Below are 20,637 nucleotides of genomic sequence, written 5' to 3'. Positions count from 1 at the left end.
CCGCGAAAATCCCAACTGTTTCAGAACTTGTCAGGGGAATTCCACACAGATGCAGTTTGATGACGTCATCCTCGGTCGCCGGAGCATCCGCGGTTACAAACCCGATCCGGTACCCAAGGAGCTGATTGCGGAAATCATCGGGTTGGCGATGCGCGCTCCGTCGTCGATGAACACCCAGCCCTGGAATTTCTATGTCATCACCGGCGAACCGCTGGATCGGATCCGCGCCGGCAACACCGAACGGATGGTGGCGGGCGTCCCGCAGTCGCGCGAGTTCCGCACGGGCCAGGCCTTTGCAGGCAAGCACCGCGACAGGCAGGTCGGCGTCGCCAAGCAATTATTCTCCGCAATGGGAATCGAGCGCGACAACATGGACAAACGCCAGGACTGGGTGCTGCGCGGCTTCCGCCAGTTCGACGCGCCCGTCTGCGTGATCATCACCTATGACCGCGTGCTAGATGGCAGCGACGATACGCCCTTCGATTGCGGCGCCGTGGCGACCGCCCTGGTCAACGCCGCGTGGTCGCGCGGGCTCGGCGCCGTGATCAACAGCCAGGGCATCATGCAATCCCCCGTGGTGCGCGAGCACGCAGGGATCGCCGACGATCAGGTCATCATGAAAAGCATCGCGCTGGGCTGGCCGGACGAGACTTTTCCGGCGAATGCGGTGGTGTCGGAGCGGAAGTCGGTCGAGGAAGCGACGGTGTTTGTTGGGTTCGAGAGTTAACGGCGCGCGGGCGGAAGGGCTGGAGGTGCAGCAGTGATCCGCGCGAGGGCCCGGCGTGCGCTTGTGCTGGTAGCCGCCTTTGCGGCTGCCTTGATGCCGGTCGCCTGCCTTGGCGAAGGCAGCAAGCCGTTGCCGGCCAAGGCAACACAGGAGCTACCGCCCGAGCTGCTCTCGCTGCTCGAACAGAAGAAGATGCCAAAATATTCGCCGATCGTTATGCGTCTTTTCAAGGAGGAGGCCGAGCTCGAGGTCTGGAAACAGGACACGAGCGGCCGTTTCCAGATCCTCAAGACTTATCCAATCTGTCGGTGGTCGGGCGATCTCGGGCCGAAATTGTACGAGGGCGACCGGCAGGCTCCGGAAGGGTTCTATACAATTACACCTGAGTTGATGAATCCCAACTCCAACTTCTATCTTTCGATCAACCTCGGCTACCCCAACACGTTCGACAGGGCGAACAAGCGCCACGGCAGCTTCCTCATGATCCACGGCGACTGCTGGTCGAGCGGTTGCTATGCCATGACCGACGAACAGATAAGCGAAATCTATTCGTTGGCGCGCGACTCATTCCTCGGCGGCCGGCCGTCGTTCCAGGTCCAGGCCTATCCGTTCCGCCTCACGCCGGCAAATCTGGCGCGGCATCGAAATAGCCCCAACCTGCCCTTCTGGAAAATGCTCAAGATCGGCAACGATCATTTCGAGACGACGCGGCTCGAACCGCGGGTGGATGTGTGCGACCGCCGCTATGTCTTCGATGCGCAACCTCCCCCGAATTCGCCGTCCCCTCTCGTGTTCAACCCTGCCGAAAAATGTCCTCCCTTCGTCGTCAATCCGGAAATCGCGCGGCGGGCGCTGGAGAAGAAACGCGCCGACGAGCTCGAATACGCGCGATTGCTTGAAGACAATTTGCCGGCTGCCCCGATATACAGCGGACTGGACGGCGGAATGAACAAGGCGTTCCTCACACGGTTTCCGGGCAGAGTGACGCTTGCGAAAGTCATGCCGTATGCATCCTACCTGCCGCAATTGCCTCCGATCCCCTGGATCGACAATGATGGCTCGTTGACGAGTAGATGGTTTGGTAGCTCGTTGGACAAGCCGCCGGAGTGTAATCCGGCTCGTGTCGGCGTCCCGTCAGGTCGGTGCTGAACGCTCGTGCGGCGTCCGCGATGGATCTTCGGCGGACAATGGCTGGTATCGGCATTCCGCTCCAGCGAATGCGGTGGCGTCGGAGCGGAGGTCTGCCGAGAAAGCGACGGTGTTGTCGGTTTCCAGGGTAGGATGGGCAAAGGTCAGGAGGGGATGACCAAGCGCCGCGTGCAGCCGCGTGGCTCGTCGCCAACGGCGCCGCTATTGGTGGGGTGAGGCACAATGGCGGAGAGAGTGTCAGTCAATCCCCATTGAACGACAAAGGATTTTTGACTTTTCTTGACTAAGACCCACCGTTCGAGCTACGGCCCGGAAATGGGTTTCGCCTTCGACACAAGCCCATTCTTGGCCTGTTCCCAAGCGACGCCCGTGTGAAAATGCTCAGTTAGTTTGATAGTCGGAGCCGCGATGCTTTCGATCATAACATTGATCAAAGCCGGCTTTCCGCTCGCTAGCGCGCGATCGAGGGCTCCGGGAAAATCAGCCGCCCGGTCGACGAACTCTCCGTGGCCGCCAAGCGCTTCGACAACGAGGTCATAGCGCGCGGGAGTGAGATCCATGTTGTGCATACGGTTTGGACCGTACGATCTCAATTGAATCTGGCTTTCCGCATTCCAACAGCCGTCGTTTCCGACAACTGCTACGAACGGCAGACGGCATCGAATTGCTGTCTCGAACTCGGCCAGATGGAATCCTAGGCTACCGTCGCCAATTACCGTAAAGATCGGCGCTTTCGGCTCGGCATAGCGGGCGGCGATTGCCAACGAGAGTGAGCTTCCGATTGCGCCCGATACGCCGTTCACCATTCGGCGCCTGCATGGGAGGATACTCTGGGCCCATTGCCCGATCTCGCCGCCGTCGGAGACCAGTACGGCGTCCTTGTCGCCATCTATATAGGGCCTTAGCACGCGCAACATTTCAACTGGATGAAGTCGCCCCTCTGTTGACGAGGAGACGGAGGTCCATTCCGCGGGCCTGTCGTCCAGCGCTGAACGGGCCCGTTTAAGCCAATCTGAGCTTCGCAGGGCCAAACTCGAAGCGCGCGCGATCAGCGTCCGAGCGGCAACCTTCGTGTCAGCCACGCACCCTACCAGAACGCGAGAACCGACCTCATTCATTGCGCGTCCAACCATGGCCGGATCTGGATCGACGACGACAAGTCGGACGTCCGATCTGTAGTGCGGCGCTGCAGCCCAGCGGGTGGTAAAGTCCAACGCTTTCCCCAAAAGCACGACGAGATCCACCGATTGGACGAGATCCGCGAACGCACCTAAAGTTGCATCAGCAGTCCCGCGTGGACTTTCCAGGATGACGGCAGGTGCATTGGTCGCAACTTCCAGTTCCTTGAGAAGCGCGCGCCCATCTACGCTCGAGAGCGCGGGCGGCGCAAAGATGATCGGCCGCTCCGACGACGCGATCGCGGAGAGTATCTTATCCGCGACCGCCGCTTCGATATCTCCTCCGTCAATCGAACCGGGGACTTCTGGCCAAACAACTTCGTCCGGACCGACTGTTTCATCGAGTAGGTCCGACGGTAAGCTGACATTTACGGGTCCGGGGCGCCCTTCCCGGGCCAATCGAAACGCTTCGCCGATATCCTTTCCGAGCGCAGCGGTCGACGTTGCGGTCCATGACGCCTTGGTCACCGGCTTCGCCATGTCCGCCTGTTTAATTTCCTGGAAGCCGCCTCGCCCCAGTTCCCAAGTCGCCGCGTGACCGGAAAGGAGCACTACTGGCGATTCCGCAGCTTGGGCCGCGAACAATGCTCCGAGCGCATTTACATGGCCCGGCCCGCCGGTCACCATCGCCACGCCTGGCTCGCCGGTGACCCGGCCCCACCCGTCGGCCATATGCACAGCGGCGGCTTCGTGCCTCACGTGGGTCAACTGAATCTTCGTCTCAAGGACAGCATCAAAGATGGGCATGATGTGGTTGCCGGACAACGTAAAGATCCTGCTGCACCCCAATCGTTCCAATGACTGTGCAACGATGTCCGCGCCGCGCAACTTAGTCCCCATGACGATCGCTCTCCCACTTTCCCGCGCTTTTCATCAACGCCGACCGTTCCCCCGATGAAAGGACCTCATCGAAAGATGACGACTCAAGTCGGTCGCGACCCGACAGGCTTCGGATATAGCTGAAGGGCTGGCGTTCGACACGGTGCCAAGGAGCGTCGGCCGCAAATGAGCCGGCCGCAACTACTTTGCGATCTCCGCGGCAAGGACCTTCTTCCACCGAGTGATTTCTGATGTGAGTTTTGCCTTCAATGCAGCCGCGCTCGCCTGATCATTCGACACCGGAAGAGCGCTGAGTTGATTGAAGCGTTCGAGGACGACTTCATCCTTCAGGGCCGATTGAAGCGCAGACGTTAGCCTTGCTGCTACCTCTGCAGCGGTGCCCTTCGGAGCGTATATTCCGTGCCAAATCGACAGCTCCAGATTTCCAAGTCCCGCCTCCTTTACGGAAGGGATGTCGACCAGCGCTGGTATTCTCTGCGCCGTCGTGACGGCATACGCCTTGATCTCGCGGGATTTTATCTGGTTCGTCGTATTGGTCGTCTGATCGCACATGAAATCCACTTGCTCGCCGAGCAGATCAATCATTGCGGGTCCAGTGCCCTTATAGGGAACGGTGACGGGCTGCGCCCCGGTCTCGGAAGCGAACAGAACTCCGCAGATATGTGACGCCGTTCCAGCTCCCGCATTCGCGTAAGTGATCTTGTTTCCCTGCTTGGCGGTGTAATCGATCAATTCCTTCAGCGTGTTCGGTTGAAATGACCGTCGAGCCACGATGGTCATCGGCACGTCCGCGACAAGCCCGATGTATTCGAACGACGTAAGGGGATCTACCGATCCGGGGTAGAGGATCGGCGCCGTCGCCATTCCTATGTGATTGAGGATCAGCGTGTAGCCGTTCGGCTCGGCTTTGGCGGCCCGCAAGGACCCGATGGTACCGCCTGCCCCAGCTGCGTTTTCGACGATCACGCGCTGTCCCAGATCGCGTCCCATCGCGTCGGCGACGACGCGAGCCACGGTATCCGTCGGGCCCCCTGCAGCATAGGGAACGATCATGGTAATAGAACGGCTTGGATAGGTTTGCGCTGCGACGGGGCATGCGAGGAGGCACAGCGACATGAGTGTACAAGCGCCCTTATTCGCCATGCTACGCAACCCCGCCTTGCCAAGTCCCGAGATGATCATGTGGCTCCTCCTAAGCCTTTGCTCTTATGTTCTTGGGTCGTCTTCGAGTTGGAGCTAGACAATCCCGCCCTTGCCAAGATCTGCGACCTCCTGCTTCGAAAGCTTGAGGAGACCTTCGTAGATTTCGGCGTTGTGTTCGCGCGGCATCGGCACGCGCGGATCGTGAACCGCCTCCGCCTCGCTGAACTTCAGTGGAAAGCCCGCAGCGAGGGGCCCGGCTGCGCTCGGTAGATGCGGATTGCGCACGGGCTGCAGCATGTCGCGCACTCGCAATTGATCCCAGGAGACGACGTCGTCGATCGTCCGGATCGGCCCGCAGGTAATGTCCGCCGCGTCCAACCGGCCGATGATCTCGTCGATGGGCATGTTTGCCGCCCAACGCCCCACCACTTCGTCCACCTTTTCGTTGTTTTCGATGCGCCAACCGGGGTTCATGAACTCGACCGAGCTCAGGAGATCCTGGCATCCCATGATCTCGAGAAGCTTCGTCCAGTCCGCGGTCGTTCCGGCGCCTATCGCGACCGCTCCGTCGAGCGCTCGATAAGTGTTGAACGGAGAAAACCTGGCGATCCGGTTGCCTTGGCGGTGGTCGAGTCCCAACTCGCCATAGCATTCGAATGGCTCGTCGAAGATGAGCGAAAGCAGGCAATCCGCCATCGAGACGTCGATGAATTGACCCAGGCCAGTTTCATGTCGTTGGTAGAGTGCAGCCAGGATTCCCGCCATCGCGAACGTTCCCGCAATCCCGTCGGAAAGCGACGCGCCGGTCTTGCTCGGTTCACCGGCGGGATTTCCGGTGATGCTCATCATTCCCGTCGCGGCCTGCACCATCAGATCGAAGGCTTTGCGGTGCCGTTCGGGCCCGGTCGCGCCGTAGCCCGTGATCGAGCAGTAGATCAGCTTCGGATTGACGGCGCGTAGTGTGTCGTAGTCGATCTTCAACCTGGTAGTGACACCGACTTTGAAATTTTCGACCAGCACGTCGGCTTCGCGGACGAGCTTGAGCAGCACCTTGTGCCCCTCGGGCTTCTTCAGGTCGAGGCTGATCGACTTCTTGCCGCGCGTCCGCTTCAGATACGCGATACCTAGGTCTTCCGACGTCCTACGGTCGAAGGCGACGCCGCGCGGGCCAAAGAAGGGAGGCGCGGTGAAGGTTGGGTCGCCGCCCCGCGGTTCGTCGATCTTGATGACTTCCGCGCCCATACCGGCGAGAAACAGCGTCGCCTGCGGACCGGACAGAAAGCGACTGAGATCGAGAACGCGCACGCCGCGAAGGATCGGCGGCTTACCGCCAGCACCGGACGCGACTGAATACGTCGTCTTTTCCGAAATCACGGTTCATCCTTGGATCGAAACTCCCTCCTTTTACTTTCGCGACGGGGGCCACCGGCGTCCAATACGCAATAGGTCACGTTCGATATGTATCACGACCGATTCGTCTGATACTCTGTCGGTATGAATATCGAACTGCGGCATTTGCGATATTTCGTGGCGGTCGCCGAGGAACTGCACTTCGGCAAGGCCGCCGACCGACTCGGCATTTCGCAGCCCCCGTTGAGTCAGCAGATACTTTCGCTCGAACGCGAGATCGGCGCGCGGCTCTTCGAACGCTCGAACAGGCGCGTCGAACTGACCAGTGCGGGAAAGAATTTCCTGAAGGAAGCCGCGGAAGTGCTCGAACGGGTGGACGCTGCGGCGGTGCGCGCCGAGCGGATCCACCGGGGACAGGTAGGCGAAGTGAGGGTCGGGTTCTTCGGCTCCGCTCCGTTCGTGGAAGGGTTTCAGAAGCTCGTCTTCGACTTCCGCGCCGAGCATCCCGACGTCGATCTGCTTCTCGAAGAGATGCCGACGTATCAGCAGGTCGACGCGATACTCGACGGACGCCTCGACCTCGGTTTCGTCCGGCCGCTACAGCCCAAGCCGGAGTCGATACAGTCGGTGGAAATTTCGCGCGAGAGGCTGATGGTTGTCATGCGGAAGGACCATCCATTGGCGGCCACGCAGGGCGATCTGTCCGTTGGCGACCTCGCGGGAGAGCCGATGGTGCTCTATGCCAGCTCAATCGGCAGCGGTCTGCACCAGAAGATCGTCGATCTATGCAGGGACTCCGGCTTCGCACCGAACGTAGCCCAGGCGGCGAATGCGACGCCCACGATGATGGGGCTGGTCGCCGCCGGCATGGGCGTCTCGATCCTTCCGGAATCCCTCAAGCGGCTTTCGCTGGACGGCTTGAAGTTCGTCCCGCTGCGGGAGCCGAAAGCCGAGACCGCAGTGTGGCTCGCCAAGCGGTGGGACGACCGGTCGTTTCTGTCCCGGAACCTGTTTCAGCAGGCGTCGCGTCTGAAAGCGAAGGCCTCGCCCCAGGGCGCCGGCGCGGAGCCGGCTGACGGAACTGGAAAGAAAGGGCGTGTCCGCAAACCGCGTTAGCCGAGCGCACGGTCCCGTACGAAGACCTTCTTCTGGTGAAGGTCCGCGATCTCTTCCTCCGTCAGACCGTATTCGCGCAGAACGTCGGCGTTGTGCTCCCCAAGCCGTGCCGCCGAGAGGTGGGACGGGCCATGCCACCCCGAGAAGCGAACCGGCATCCCCGGCACCTTGAACTCGCCCAGCATCGGATCGATCGCGGTGCGCACCGTGTTCCGCTGCTTCAAATGGTCGAGCTCGATCACCTCATTGAGGTCCAGAACCGGCGCCACCGGGATTCGATGCCTTTCGAGCCGCTTCAAGCACTCATCGCGGGAGCCGACCGAAGCCAACCATCCCTCGAGAATTTCCTTGAGCTGATCGTTGTTGTTGCGCCTGGAACTCGCGCTCGCGAACCGCGGATCGTTGAGCAGTTCGGGCATATCAAGTGCCTGCACCAACTGCGGCCACTGATGGGACAGCGACATCAGCGTGATGTAATGCCCATCGCCACACTTGAATATGCCGGTCGGACCGCCGTCTGGATGTTGAGACCCGGTGCGCTTTTGGACGTACTTCTTTCCGAGCTTGGAGACGCGAGGGATGCTCGCCTCGTGCATGTGGAAATAGGTGTCGAGCAAGGTGCTCTCGACGAGATGCCCCTCGCCGGTGCGTTCCCGGTGGAACAGAGCGGTCACGATCGCCAAGGCGGCGGATACGCCGGTCGAGACGTCTCCGATGGCCATCGTTACCATCGCGGGACTGCCGTCGGCCTCTCCGATCATGCCGGTCACGCCGGCGTAGGCCTGACCGATGTAATCGTAGCCGGGCTTTTCGCTGAGATCGCCGGTTTGACCGGCGAACGAGATCGAGCACATCACCAGGCGGGGATTGAGCCTCTTCAGATCGTCGTACGACATTCCGGCACGAGCCATCACGCCGGGGCTGAAGTTTTCGACGAGGACATCCGCCTTCGCTATCATGCCCCTGAGGATTTCCCGGGCGCGCTCGTTCTTGAAGTCCAGCGCGATACCGCGCTTCGAATGATTATGCTGGAAGAAGTATGTGCTGTGGGGCGCTGCGTTCTCGGGCGCGCCTTTGGCCTTGACGCCTTGCACGCGTGATCGATCACCATAGGGCGCCAATTCCACCTTCACGACGTCGGCCCCCAATTCGGCGAGGACTCGCGATGCGGTCGGTCCCGCCACGAACTGAGTGATGTCGATGACCTTCAGGCCGGACAGCATGGGCAAGATACCGCTCGTCATCGCTTGGCGCTCCCGTAAGCTTGTTATCGAGGCCTACGAATATTTTGGGGCGACGATCCGGTCCAATACGGACGGCAACTCGATTGAGACGCCTCACGACTTGAACGCTGGCGCTCGATAAGTCGTTAGACGACTGAATCATGACTTTCATAGTCTTGGACGACATATTTCATGCCGCCTAACTTCTCCCGCAAGAACGAACGCGGGAGGCTTCGTTGATCAAGCTGTACTTCTGGCCGACCCCGAACGGCTACAAGATCTCTATTCTGCTCGAGGAGCTCGGGCTGCCCTACGAAGTCGAAGCCGTACACATCGGCAAGGGCGAACAGTTCGGCGAAGATTTCCTTCGGGTCAGCCCGAACAACAAAATTCCGGCCATCGTCGACTCAGAGGGGCCTGGCGGAAGGCTCTTTCCGCTTTTCGAGTCCGTCGCGATCATGATGTATCTCGCGGAGAAGAGCGGCTTCCGCTTCATACCGGAAGAGATGGGCGCGCGATACCAGGTGATCCAGTGGCTTGCCTTCCAGGCGGCCAGCATGGCGCCGGCGCTCGGACAGGCTCATCACTTCCGGGAATATTCCAAGGAGAAGATCCCCTACGCGATCGACCGGTTCACGTCGGAGGCGGGACGCCTTTACCGGGTGTTGGAAAAGCGTCTTTCCGAGAACGAGTACATCGCCGGCGAGTATTCCATTGCGGATATGGCGACCTATCCATGGCTACGGTCGCACAAGTTCCAGGGCCAGAACCTGGACGACTATCCGTCGATACAGCGCTGGTACAGCGCGGTCCGCGAGCGTCCAGCCGTTCAGCGTGGCCTCGCTGTTCTGAAGGAAAGATTCGAAAAGAACAGGAAGCCGCCCGCGGGCGCCGCCTGGGACAACCTCTTCGGAAACAAGCAATACGGCCGGCCGTCGGACGGCGGTTCGCAGCAATAAGCAAACGGAGGTACGTCGTGGGAAAGACCATCGAGTTCTATTGGGATCTGGGCAGCACCAACAGCTATTTCGCCCTACATCTGATCAAGCCGGTCGCGAAGAAGCATGATGCGACCGTCGTGCCGCATCCCTTCAACCTGGGTTACGTCTTCCGGAAGCAGAATTACGTTCTGATGGACGAACCCAAAGTCAAGCTCCGTTCGCGGAAGATCGATCTGATGCGATGGGCCAAGAAGTACGACCTTCCGTTCCAGATGCCGAAGAAGTTCCCGATGAAGACCAGCCCTGCCCTGCGCGGTGCGCTCGCGATGCGCCACTTCGGCAAGGAGTGGGAATACATGGAGAAGATCTTCGCCGACTATTGGGAGCGCAACGACGCATCGGTCGGCGAACTCGCCGGACTAAAGCCGATCGCCGCCGAGCTCGGTGTGGATCCGGCCGAGTTCGAGAAGTTGGTCGAAAGTGACGAGATCCGCGACGCGCTCATCGCCGAAACCGATCACGGTCTCGAACGTGGCGTGTTCGGCGTTCCGACCTTCTTCGTCGACGAAGAGATGTTCTGGGGCAAGGACCGCATGGAGTTCATCGACGATGAACTGACGTCGCCTACCCTGCCGCGTGTGCGTCGCTCTCCGTCAACGGTCGCGGGTTGATAGACATGCCTGCCAAAGAATCCATCTCGAGCCGGTAAACACCTACGAAGACACCCACGATGTCCACGCGCTGATCCTCGGCCGCGCGATCACCGCATCCAGGCTTTTACTGAGGCGGTCATGACAGCGCGCGCCCCTCCTCGGAAGGCGCGCGCCGACTTTGATCGAAGTGATGATCGACGGGGCTGTCTGACCCCGCTGCGTCGCGGTAGATTCGAACAATCGGATGCTGCGAAGGGCTGTGGTGTAGAAATGGCGGAGAGAGTGGGATTCGAACCCACGGTACGGTTTCCCGCACACACGCTTTCCAAGCGTGCGCCTTAAGCCACTCGGCCATCTCTCCGGAGCGCCTTCTCTTGAAGGGGCGCCGCTGATTTTGCAAGAGACCGCGGAAAAATCGGATGATTTTTCCGTAAGATATTGTATTTGAAAGAGAATATCTGGCGCTGACAAGCGCCCGGGAACCGCCCGCAGGCTGAACCCGAAGCGGGTTGGGTGCGACGATTCACGAGAGACCGCTAAACAGGACCGGGGACGCCATGACCATCCACAAGACCATCGCCGCACCGGGCCTGATTTGGGCCCTTTGTATCGCGCTCGCGGCCCCCGCCCAGGCCCAGGTCTGCACCCGGCAGGGCGTCGACGTCAGCTGCGACGACGGCCGGCGCGGGGTGCTGTCGGGCAATGCCATCATCTGGCCGGACGGCACGCGCTCAAGCGCGGCGCCGCATCAGAGCGTGATCATCGGCAACAAGAGCTCGGTGCATGTCGGGCCCGGCGTATTCGTCGGCCAGGGCAAGGGGGTGGTGCCGCTGGACGATCCGAACGCACCGAACAAGCGGCAATGCGCGATCCTGGACGGCGTGTCGTATTGCTATTGAGGCTCGCTCGATCGCCGTTTGCCGTCATGCCCGTGGCAAGACGCGGATGGCCGGGTCGAGCCCGGCCATGACGAGTGCATAGAACCTGAGAAAAATCTCAGATCAACCGCACGCCCGAGATCGCCGACTTCAACCAGCGCAGGGCCTGCGGCGGCTGGGTTGCGAGCGGAGCGACCGCGGCCTTCTCGGTGCGGGACTTTTCCAGCTCGGCCACGAAGTCAGCGGACCATTGCTGGATGGTGTGGCCGCGGAGCTTCTTCATCATGGCGTCCCAGCGCATCTTGCGCTCGGTGAGCGGCATGGCGGCGGCGACCGCGATCGCGCGCGCCATGCCGTCGATGTCGTGCGGATTGACCAGCAAGGCGGTGTCGAGCTCATTGGCCGCGCCTGCGAATTTCGACAGCACCAGCACGCCGGGATCGGCCGGGTTCTGCGCGGCGACATATTCCTTGGCGACGAGGTTCATGCCGTCATGCAGCGGCGTCACCACGCCGATCTGCGCGGTCCGATAGAGACCGGCGAGCACGGCCTGGCTGAAACCCTTGTTGAGGTAGCGGATCGGCGTCCAGTCGACCTCACCATGGCGGCCGTTGACGTCGGTGACGAGGCGCGCGACCTCGTTCTGGAGATTGCCATAGGCCTCGATGCCGCCGCGCGAGGGGTTCGCGATCTGAAGCAGCGAGATGCTTCGCGCGAACTGCGGCTGCTCGGTCCAGAGCCGGTCGAACGCGCTGATGCGGTTGACGAGGCCCTTCGAATAGTCGAGGCGATCGACGCCGATCGCGAGGCGCTCGCCGTTGAGGCTGCGCCGCAGCCGCGACACGTCGGGATGCGAGGCCGACTTCGCGGCATAGGCCGCGAACTTCTCCGCGTCGATGCCGATCGGAAACACCTCGCAGCGGGTCCGGCCATGCTGGGAGATCGCAACACCGTCCTCGACGGCGAGGCCGAGCTCGCCGCCGACATAGCCGAGGAAGTTCTGGCAGTCCTCGTTGGTCTGAAAGCCGAGCAGGTCGTAGGCCAGCATCGCCGTGATCAGCTCGCGATGATTCGGCACGCCTTGCATCACCGCGGCGACGGGCCATGGCGTATGCAGGAAGAAACCGATGGGATCGTCGACGCCGAGCTTGCGCAGCTCCGCGCCGAGCGCGAGGAAATGATAATCCTGCACCCAGAACGCGGTCTTGGCCTTGCGAAAGCGCATCAAGGCGCGCGCCATGAAGGCGTTGACCTCGCGATAGCTGACATAGTCCTCGCGCGAGACGCGGATCAGATCGCTGCGCGAATGCAGCGCCGGCCACAGCGCCGAATTGGCGAAGCCTTCGTAATAGCCGCCGTAATGCGCCGCCGGCAGGTCCAGCGTGGCGATCGCGCCGGTTCCCAGGGCTTCGATCTCAGCAAACGGTTCCTTCTGATTCCCATCACGTACGCGCCCCGAGGAACCCACCCAGATCGCACCCGAATGTTCCACTACCGGCAGCAAGGCTGCCGCAAGGCCGCCCGTCATGGGTTCATTTGGCTTGCCGCGGGCGACGCGATTCGAAACGACGACTAAGTTCACAGGTCGTCCCCTCCTGTTTCATTCCAACCCGTTTAACTGCCGTTCATCAATATGGTTCCTGATCATCGTTTCAACGAATTGAAACCAAAATCGGGCACGCGCGTTGGAACTGGTTTCCCTCGGGGGAACCCGCTCATTCCATTGCAAAGTCCGGCTTGGCGCGGCGTGTTGCCCAGCATGCATTGCGGTGCGCGATGACACCCCGTGGCTCGCATTGTGTCTGCGAAGTGGCGATTCGCTTCGTTCAACTCGGATCGAGCAGGCGCGCAAGGAACGCACGCACATCGCTCGGCGCGTCGAAATGACCATTCACGCCCATCGCGCGGCGGCCGACCGAGAAGGCGAGCCCGTTCATGTCGGGCATGATCGCGAACACGGTTTCATCGGTCACGTCATCGCCGATGAAGATCGGACGCCGCCCCTTGAATGGCTCGTGCGTCATCAACTCACGTACCCCGGTCGCCTTGGTGAAACCGGAATGCTTGATCTCGCAGACGAATTTGCCGGGCAGCACCTCGATCGGTGCATTGGGCAGCTCCGCGCGGATGAAGGACACGGATTCGTAGATCGCTTTCTCCGCGTGCGGCGCGAGGCGGTAATGCAGTGCCAGCGAGTAGCCCTTGTCCTCGAGCAGGATGCCGGGGCTGAGCTTGGCGATCGCCGCGAGGCGGCGCTTCAGTTCCTTGTCGAGCGGCGGCGCGTGCACGGCATCGGCTTCATTGTCCACCGACAGCCGCATCTCGGCGCCATGGCCGGCGACGGCGCGAAACACGTCGGGAGCGAAGATCAGATCGATGTCGTTGAGCGAGCGGCCGCTGACCAGCGCCAGCGCGCCGGAGGTCCGCTCGGTCAGATGCCTCAGCGTTTCCGACAGCCCCGGCGGCACCCACACCTCGCGCGGCGTCGGCATCAGGTCGAGCAGCGTGCCGTCGATGTCGAGCAGGATGGCAGTCTCATCGAGATGCGGCACCAGCGCATGCGGCACCGGCACCGCATCAGGCGCGTCGTCGTCCAACATGGTGCGCTTCTCGTCCAATGCCATGTCCGCAAGTTCCGATTTCATCAGTCTACTCCATATAGGCAAGCGGCCGCGCGATTTGTTCGAGCGATTTGCGCTCCGCCGCGATGGCATAGCGCCACGCCACGATCGCTGCCGCGATCATCAGGGCTGACCCCAGCAGGTAGCCGGCGAACACGCTGGTGCGCGATCCCGTGTCGATCAGCGCGCCGAACAGCGCCGGCCCGATCACGCCGCCGATGCCGGTGCCGACCGCATAGAACACCGCGATCGCCAGCGCGCGAACCTCCAGGGGAAACGTCTCGCTCACCGTGAGATAGGCCGCGCTCGCGGCCGGCGAGGCGAAGAAGAAGATCACCATCCAGGCAATGGTCTGCCCTTGCGCGCTCAGTGCGCCGATCGAGAACAGATAGCCCGACAGCGCCAGCAGCACGCCCGATACGCCATAGGTGAACATGATCATGATGCGGCGGCCGAGCGTATCGAACAGGCGGCCCAGCAGCAGCGGACCGAGGAAGTTGCCAGCAGCGAAGGGCAGCAGGTACCAGCCGACGTTATCGGCGCTGATGCCGTAAAAATCGGTCAGCACCAGCGCGAAGGTGAAGAAGATGGCGTTGTAGAAGAACGCCTGCGCGCTCATCAGCACGAGACCGACCAGCGCACGCTGGCGGTAGACCGAGAACAGCGTGTGGACGACCTCGGCAATCGGCGTGTGATCGCGCATCCTCAGGCGGATCTTCGTGAAGCGCCCGGCGCTCGTATCCTGGCCGTGTCCGATCACCGAGCGCTCGATCCCGTCGACGATGGCGTGGGCCTCGTCGGGACGACCATGGATCATCAGCCAGCGTGGACTCTCCGGAATCCACATCCGCATCAGGAGCACGACGAGGCCGAGTGTTGCACCGATCAGATAGGCGAGACGCCAACCGAGGTCGGGACCGATCACGGCAGGATCGAGCAGCACGATCGCCGCCACCGCGCCCATCGCGGCGCCGATCCAGAAGCTGCCATTGATGACGAGATCCGTCCAGCCGCGATAGCGCGCCGGCACCAGCTCCTGGATGGTCGAATTGATCGCGGTATATTCGCCGCCGATGCCGGCGCCGGTGAGGAAACGAAACAGCGCGTAGCTCGCGACGTCCCATGACAGAGCCGTCGCGGCCGTCGCCGACAGATAGAGCGCAAGCGTGATGAAGAACAATTTCTTCCGGCCGATGCGGTCGGTAAGCCAACCGAAGCCGAGCGCACCAAGCACCGCGCCGGCGAGATAGGCGGAATTGGCAATGCCGAGGTCGAGATTGGAGAAATGCAGCGACGCGCTGTGCTTCAACGCGCCCGAGAGCGCGCCGGCAAGCGTCACCTCGAGTCCGTCGAGAATCCAGGTGATGCCGAGCGCGAGCACGACGCGCGTATGGAAGCCGCTCCACGGCAATGCGTCGAGGCGCGAGGGAATGCTGGTCTCGACGATGCGATCGGCCGCCGCGGCCGGGATCGCAGGTCCATCATTCAGCGCTCGGCTTTGCTGCAAATCCATCGCGTTGTTGCGTCTGATCAATGGAAGCGGCCCCGCTTCACATCACGTGGACGGGGTCGATCCGATCAAGGGGGTGCGGCATTCCGCCTGCCACCTGCGACAACGTTTGCGATGTGGCCCGGTTCCCATAGGAACAGCGGCCAGGAGCATCCGTTTCCGACGGAGCCGCAAGGAGTTGACGCATGGCTCAGGTCAGAAAGAGGACACATTCGCGAAAGACGGGCACGCACCACACCACGCGCCGCAAGACGAGCACGGCGCGTAAGGGAACAGGTCGCCGCGCCGCGCCGAAGCGATGGTCGCAACGTGTCACCGAGAAAAGCGACGCGCTCGATCTCAAGCGCGGTGTGTTCAAGCTGACCAGCGCGAAGAAGATCGCGGCCTCGCTGAAGCGCTCGGCCGAGCACAGCGCGCGTCGCAAGACCGGCGCGTATCGCTCGGCGCTGTCGATGCTGACCTTCTACATCAACCGCGCCGGCAAGACGCTGCCGAAGACCCAGCGCGCGCGACTGGAGCGCGCGAAGCTGGAGCTGAAGCGGGCGTTCGGGAAGGAGTAAAATTTCGGACAGCACCCCAACTTCCGGCTGTCGGCCTGGACAAGCGAGCGGAGCGAGCGCTGATCCAGCCCCCATCACCACTGGGATTGGTTTGGCGAAAACTCGGAATTGACAGCTCGCTCCATAACCGCTCCCTGTGGTTATGGGTCCCGGCCTTCGCCGGGACGACAGCGGAATATGAGGCGATCGCGTCGGCCTTACGCCGCCCTGATGTTCGCCATGAAGCGGTCGAGCTCGGCGCGCAGGCGGGTGCTTTCGCTCGACAGCGTCTTGGCCGAATGCAGCACCTCCTCCGAGGCCGAGCCGGTCTCGGCAGCGCCGCGGTTGACCTCGCCGATATCGCTGGCTGCGGTCTGGGTGCCCTGAGCGACGGTCTGGACGCTGCGGGCGATCTCCTGCGTCGCCGCGCCCTGCTGCTCGACCGCGCTCGCGATCGAGGTCGAGATCGACGAGATCTGGCCGATCGTCGCGCCGATCTCCTTGATCGCGGCGACCGATTCGGCCGTGGCGCCCTGCATGCCGGTGATGTGCGAGGAAATCTCGTCCGTCGCCTTCGCCGTCTGGCTCGCCAGCGACTTCACCTCGCTCGCAACCACCGCAAAGCCGCGGCCGGCCTCACCGGCGCGCGCCGCCTCGATGGTGGCATTGAGCGCCAGAAGGTTGGTCTGCTCGGCAATCGCGGTGATCAGCTTGACCACCTCGCCGATCTGCTGTGCCGCATGCGACAGCTTGCCGATGCGGCCGTCGGTCTCCCTGGCCTGCACCACGGCGGCCTCGGCGATGCGGCTGGAATCGCGCACCTGACGGCCGATCTCCTCGACCGAGGCCGAGAGCTCCTCGGTCGCGGTCGCAACCGACTGCATGTTGGAGGAGGCCTGCTCGGAGACGCCGGCGACCTGGCTCGACAGGCTCTGCGTGGTCTCGGCGGTGCGGGTCAGCGTGGAGGCCGCCGATTCCAGCTGCACGGCGGAAGCCGAGACGTTGGAGACGATGGCGCCGACCGCGCCCTCGAAATCGTCGGCAAAACGAATCAGCTCGGCGCGGCGGCTCGCCGCCTGCTCCCGGTTCTGGACTTCGCTCGCGGCGGCATCGCGCTCGGCCTTGGCCACGGCCTGGACCTTGAACTCCTCGACCGCGCCGGCCATCTCGCCGATCTCGTCCTTGCGGCCGAGCCCCGGCAGCACCACGTCGAAATTGCCCGAGGCCAGCTCACGCATCGCCTTGCACATCGCGATCATCGGACGCGAGATGCCGTTGCCGAGCATCCAGGCCAGCACGGCGCCGACGGCAAGACCGCCGAGCGCCATCATCAGCATCAATTGCTCGGTCTCCACGATCGTCGAATTGGCGCTCGCCTCGATCCGCTGCTGGTCGGCGGTCAGGTCCGAGCGCAGCTCGGCCGAGAGCTTGAGGATCGATGCAGCCGTCTTGGTCATCTCGCCGTTCGATTTGACGATGACCTTCACGTTTTCGGTCAGCTTCGCGAAAGACGTGCGGTACTGCTTCAGCAGATTGCCGATCTCGGTGACCCGGTCGGTGATCTTCTGGTCGTTGGCGTAGATCGAGACCAGCAGGGTCTCCAGGAATTTGATGCGGGCGATCACGCCGTCGGCGGTCTTCGGCTCCGGCTTGGCGACGAAGGCGCTGACGGAGGTGGAGACCGCGAGATATTGCGAGGTGATGTCCTTGGACGTGGTCTGGACCGATGCAAGGCCCGCGAGCGCGGCGGTGTCCGCGAGATCGTCGAACTTGAAGCGGATCTTGTTGCCGACGCTGTTGAGCTCATCGGCCGCGATCTTGTTGTTCTCGCGCGTCAGCGCGATGATCTCGCTGAACACCTTCGTGAAGCGCTGGAATTCGGCTTCGAGCTTGCCGACCTGCTCGCGGCGGCCGGCCCCGGTGGTCGCGGCCATCGACTTGCCGATCGCGCTCCTCAGATTCTCTTCGGCCGCCTTGGCTGCGGTCTCGTCCTCGGCCGCGCCCGTCAACGTATAGGCCCGCGCCAATCCCTGATAGGCAACCAGCTCGCGATCGACCGTCCGTGCCAGATCGGCTTCCGACACGCTGGACCGATAGGAGGCCACGGCGCCTGCGATCCGCTCGAAGCCAAAATAGGCGAAGGCCATGCTGACGGCGAGGATGGCGAGCACTGCCACGAAGCCGAGAATGATTTTTGCGCGAAAACGCAGATTGAGCAGACCAGATTGGCTCGACTTCGACTTGACCGACATTCCCCCACCCCATTCCATTCGCGGAAAACCAGGCGCAGCCCGGAAGCAGCCCGCTTCCCGACTCTACGGCACGTTACGGGGCAAAGAATAAGCTGTGGTAAATTTGTGGCAGCGCAACTGGCGGTGGGGTGATGTGGGTGATTGTTAAGGCGCGTTTACGCGCGCTGTTGCAAATTCATTGCCGCGCCAAATCTCCAGCTGTCGTCCTGGACAAGCGAGCGCTAATCCAGGATCCATAATCACAGGGAGTGGTTTGGCGAAGACTCGGAGATTCCAGCATCGCGTCGCAGTCCGCCCTGGGGTAATGGGGCCTGGCTTTCGCCAGGACGACATTGGTGAGACAGCGGTGCCTTACGCCGCCCTGATGTTCGCCATGAAGCGGTCGAGCTCGGCGCGCAGGCGGGTGCTTTCGCTCGACAGCGTCTTGGCCGAATGCAGCACCTCTTCCGAGGCCGAGCCGGTCTCGGCAGCGCCGCGGTTGACCTCGCCGATATCGCTGGCTGCGGTCTGGGTGCCCTGAGCGACGGTCTGGACGCTGCGGGCGATCTCCTGCGTCGCCGCACCCTGCTGCTCGACCGCGCTCGCGATCGAGGTCGAGATCGACGAGATCTGGCCGATGGTCGCGCCGATCTCCTTGATCGCGGCGACCGATTCGGCCGTGGCGCCCTGCATGCCGGTGATGTGCGAGGAGATCTCGTCCGTCGCCTTCGCCGTCTGGCTCGCCAGCGACTTCACCTCGCTCGCAACCACCGCAAAGCCGCGGCCGGCCTCACCGGCGCGCGCCGCCTCGATGGTGGCGTTCAGCGCCAGAAGGTTGGTCTGCTCGGCAATCGCCGTGATCAGCTTGACCACCTCGCCGATCTGCTGCGCCGCATGCGACAGCTTGCCGATGCGGCCGTCGGTCTGCCTGGCCTGCACCACGGCGGCCTCGGCGATGCGGCTGGAATCGCGCACCTGACGGCCGATCTCCTCGACCGAGGCCGAGAGCTCCTCGGTCGCGGTCGCAACCGACTGCATGTTGGAGGAGGCCTGCTCGGAGACGCCGGCGACCTGGCTCGACAGGCTCTGCGTGGTCTCGGCGGTGCGGGTCAGCGTGGAGGCCGCCGATTCCAGCTGCACGGCGGAAGCCGAGACGTTGGAGACGATGGCGCCGACCGCGCCCTCGAAATCGTCGGCAAAACGAATCAGCTCGGCGCGGCGGCTCGCCGCCTGCTCCCGGTTCTGGACTTCGCTCGCGGCGGCATCGCGCTCGGCCTTGGCCACGGCCTGGACCTTGAACTCCTCGACCGCGCCGGCCATCTCGCCGATCTCGTCCTTGCGGCCGAGCCCCGGCAGCACCACGTCGAAATTGCCCGAGGCCAGCTCACGCATCGCCTTGCACATCGCGATCATCGGACGCGACATGCCGGTCCCGAGCAGGAAGGCGAGCACCGCACCGAGCAGCGTGCCGCCGACGGCGAGGATCAGCACCAGGTGCTCGGTCTGGCCGATGGTCGCCTCCGACTCCGCATCCAGCCGCTGCTGTTCGGCGACGAGGTCCGACTTCATGGCGGTGGCACCCTGAAGGATCGCACCGGCCGAGCCGCTCATCTCGGTCACGAGGTCATCGACCAACTTGGCGTTGGCGATCAGCTTCTCGAGTGCTTCCCGATAGGCTGCCAGCAGCGCCCTGGCGTCCTTCAGCCCGGCGACGATCTTCTCGTCCATGGAATAGACCGAACCGAGCGAGTTCTCGACGAATTTCAGCCGCGCCAGCGCACTGCTGGCTACCGCCTGGTCGGAATTGAGGATGAAATTGCTCGCGGCGGAGCTTGCGGTCTGGAACTGGGCATTGACCTGCTTGGTGCCGAACTCGATCGCCTGCGCTTCGGCATCGGAGGCGTTGTTGCCGATGTCGTCGAGCTTGTATTTCAGGAGATTGGCGTTGCGCTGGAGCTGGTTCTGGACCAGCAGCGCGCTGTCGCGCTTGGCTTGCAGGATCTTGGCAAAGGTCGCGGAGAACTTGGAAAACTCCTTGGCGAGCCTGTCGAGGGCCTCCTGCCGCGCCGGCGTCTTGGCGCTCTTCATGGCCTGGTCGATCGCGTTCTTCAGGCTGGCTTCGGCCTCCAGCGCCGCCTTGGCGTCGTCCTCCTTGCCGGTCACGACGAAGTAGCGCGCGGCGGAACGATAGGCGAGCAGCTCGCGATCGATGTTGCGGGCAAGATCGGCCTCGGACACGCTGGTGCGGTAAGCCCCGACCCCGGACGCAACCCGCTCAAAGCCGAAATAGGAGAAGGCCATGCTGCCGGCGGAGATCACCAGCACTGCGGCGAAACCCAGAATGATCTTGGTACGGAACCTGAGGGTCGGAAAAAGTGTAGGCTTCGACGGCGACGCGATACGCCCGGACATTCCAACCCCCATTTTCATTCAGCCGCGATCCGGAGGCGCCCCGCCTCCCGACCCGGATGCGCAAAACTAAGGCAGAATCGATAAAGGGCGGTAAATTTGGCATGCCTGCACATTCCCCGGCCCCTC

16 protein-coding genes and 1 tRNA gene are annotated in these 20,637 nt (G+C 62.6%); 7 read left to right on the top strand and 10 right to left on the bottom strand.

The window, feature by feature from the left end; genetic code table 11:
- The first annotated feature begins 49 nt into the window (after nt 1-49).
- Nucleotides 50-727, top strand: coding sequence for a nitroreductase (locus tag HAP40_RS02825; protein ID WP_166810987.1), 678 nt, complete (start codon nt 50-52; stop codon nt 725-727).
- A gap of 33 nt (nt 728-760) precedes the next feature.
- Nucleotides 761-1,876 (top strand): L,D-transpeptidase family protein, encoded by a 1,116-nt coding sequence (locus HAP40_RS02820; protein WP_166810989.1) that lies wholly within the window; start codon nt 761-763, stop codon nt 1,874-1,876.
- 302 nt (nt 1,877-2,178) lie between these two features.
- Here the strand turns inward: HAP40_RS02820 and HAP40_RS02815 are convergent, their stop codons facing one another.
- The 3 genes from HAP40_RS02815 to HAP40_RS02805 all read right to left on the bottom strand — a co-directional run bounded on the left by HAP40_RS02815 (nt 2,179) and on the right by HAP40_RS02805 (nt 6,411).
- A complete protein-coding gene (locus tag HAP40_RS02815; RefSeq protein WP_166810990.1) occupies nt 2,179-3,894 on the bottom strand; it encodes a thiamine pyrophosphate-binding protein in 1,716 nt (571 codons plus the stop codon).
- A 180-nt stretch (nt 3,895-4,074) separates the two neighbouring features.
- The gene (locus HAP40_RS02810) at nt 4,075-5,076 is read right to left on the bottom strand and encodes a tripartite tricarboxylate transporter substrate-binding protein (protein ID WP_246741191.1); all 1,002 of its coding nucleotides are present in this window, start codon (nt 5,074-5,076) and stop codon (nt 4,075-4,077) included.
- A 54-nt stretch (nt 5,077-5,130) separates the two neighbouring features.
- Complete coding sequence (locus tag HAP40_RS02805; protein WP_166810991.1) at nt 5,131-6,411, bottom strand: CaiB/BaiF CoA transferase family protein; 1,281 nt, start codon at nt 6,409-6,411, stop codon at nt 5,131-5,133.
- Between the two features lie 120 nt (nt 6,412-6,531).
- Here HAP40_RS02805 and HAP40_RS02800 point away from each other — a divergent pair, with 120 nt between their 5' ends.
- A complete protein-coding gene (locus HAP40_RS02800; RefSeq protein ID WP_208024831.1) occupies nt 6,532-7,503 on the top strand; it encodes a LysR substrate-binding domain-containing protein in 972 nt (323 codons plus the stop codon).
- Here the strand turns inward: HAP40_RS02800 and HAP40_RS02795 are convergent.
- The gene (locus tag HAP40_RS02795; RefSeq protein ID WP_334270903.1) at nt 7,500-8,747 is read right to left on the bottom strand and encodes a CoA transferase; all 1,248 of its coding nucleotides are present in this window, start codon (nt 8,745-8,747) and stop codon (nt 7,500-7,502) included. The genes HAP40_RS02800 and HAP40_RS02795 overlap by 4 nt on opposite strands.
- Nucleotides 8,748-8,962: 215 nt before the next feature.
- On the opposite strand from HAP40_RS02795, the gene HAP40_RS02790 reads away from it, so the two are divergent.
- Together HAP40_RS02790 and HAP40_RS02785 are read left to right on the top strand one after the other, a co-directional pair.
- Nucleotides 8,963-9,685, top strand: coding sequence for a glutathione S-transferase family protein (locus HAP40_RS02790; protein WP_166810994.1), 723 nt, complete (start codon nt 8,963-8,965; stop codon nt 9,683-9,685).
- 17 nt (nt 9,686-9,702) lie between these two features.
- Entirely contained in the window at nt 9,703-10,338 is a 636-nt protein-coding gene (locus HAP40_RS02785) for a 2-hydroxychromene-2-carboxylate isomerase (protein WP_166810995.1), read from the top strand.
- A 253-nt stretch (nt 10,339-10,591) separates the two neighbouring features.
- Here the strand turns inward: HAP40_RS02785 and HAP40_RS02780 are convergent.
- Nucleotides 10,592-10,681 (bottom strand) — tRNA-Ser (locus HAP40_RS02780).
- A 196-nt stretch (nt 10,682-10,877) separates the two neighbouring features.
- Here HAP40_RS02780 and HAP40_RS02775 point away from each other — a divergent pair.
- Nucleotides 10,878-11,219: a hypothetical protein gene (locus HAP40_RS02775; protein WP_166810997.1), complete on the top strand. Its 342-nt coding sequence runs from the start codon at nt 10,878-10,880 to the stop codon at nt 11,217-11,219.
- A 97-nt stretch (nt 11,220-11,316) separates the two neighbouring features.
- Here HAP40_RS02775 and HAP40_RS02770 read toward each other — a convergent pair whose 3' ends face one another.
- The 3 genes from HAP40_RS02770 to HAP40_RS02760 form a co-directional block, all read right to left on the bottom strand.
- On the bottom strand, nt 11,317-12,780 hold the full coding sequence (locus tag HAP40_RS02770; RefSeq protein WP_166810998.1) for a trehalose-6-phosphate synthase: 1,464 nt from the start codon (nt 12,778-12,780) through the stop codon (nt 11,317-11,319).
- A gap of 244 nt (nt 12,781-13,024) precedes the next feature.
- Nucleotides 13,025-13,843 (bottom strand): trehalose-phosphatase, encoded by an 819-nt coding sequence (gene otsB, locus HAP40_RS02765; RefSeq protein WP_166810999.1) that lies wholly within the window; start codon nt 13,841-13,843, stop codon nt 13,025-13,027.
- A 4-nt stretch (nt 13,844-13,847) separates the two neighbouring features.
- Entirely contained in the window at nt 13,848-15,332 is a 1,485-nt protein-coding gene (locus HAP40_RS02760) for an MFS transporter (protein ID WP_166811001.1), read from the bottom strand.
- Nucleotides 15,333-15,514: 182 nt separating this feature from the next.
- Between HAP40_RS02760 and HAP40_RS02755 the strand changes: the two genes are divergently transcribed.
- Nucleotides 15,515-15,889: a DUF3175 domain-containing protein gene (locus HAP40_RS02755; protein WP_166811002.1), complete on the top strand. Its 375-nt coding sequence runs from the start codon at nt 15,515-15,517 to the stop codon at nt 15,887-15,889.
- Nucleotides 15,890-16,086: 197 nt separating this feature from the next.
- Here the strand turns inward: HAP40_RS02755 and HAP40_RS02750 are convergent, their stop codons facing one another.
- Nucleotides 16,087-18,120, bottom strand: coding sequence for a methyl-accepting chemotaxis protein (locus HAP40_RS02750; protein WP_166811004.1), 2,034 nt, complete (start codon nt 18,118-18,120; stop codon nt 16,087-16,089).
- Between the two features lie 351 nt (nt 18,121-18,471).
- Complete coding sequence (locus tag HAP40_RS02745) at nt 18,472-20,511, bottom strand: methyl-accepting chemotaxis protein (protein WP_166811005.1); 2,040 nt, start codon at nt 20,509-20,511, stop codon at nt 18,472-18,474.
- Nucleotides 20,512-20,637: the final 126 nt, after the last annotated feature.

It is taken from the genome of Bradyrhizobium sp. 1(2017) (assembly GCF_011602485.2).
In the GTDB taxonomy this organism is placed as follows: Bacteria; Pseudomonadota; Alphaproteobacteria; order Rhizobiales; family Xanthobacteraceae; genus Bradyrhizobium.
This window is presented reverse-complemented; position numbering and strand designations above follow the sequence as displayed.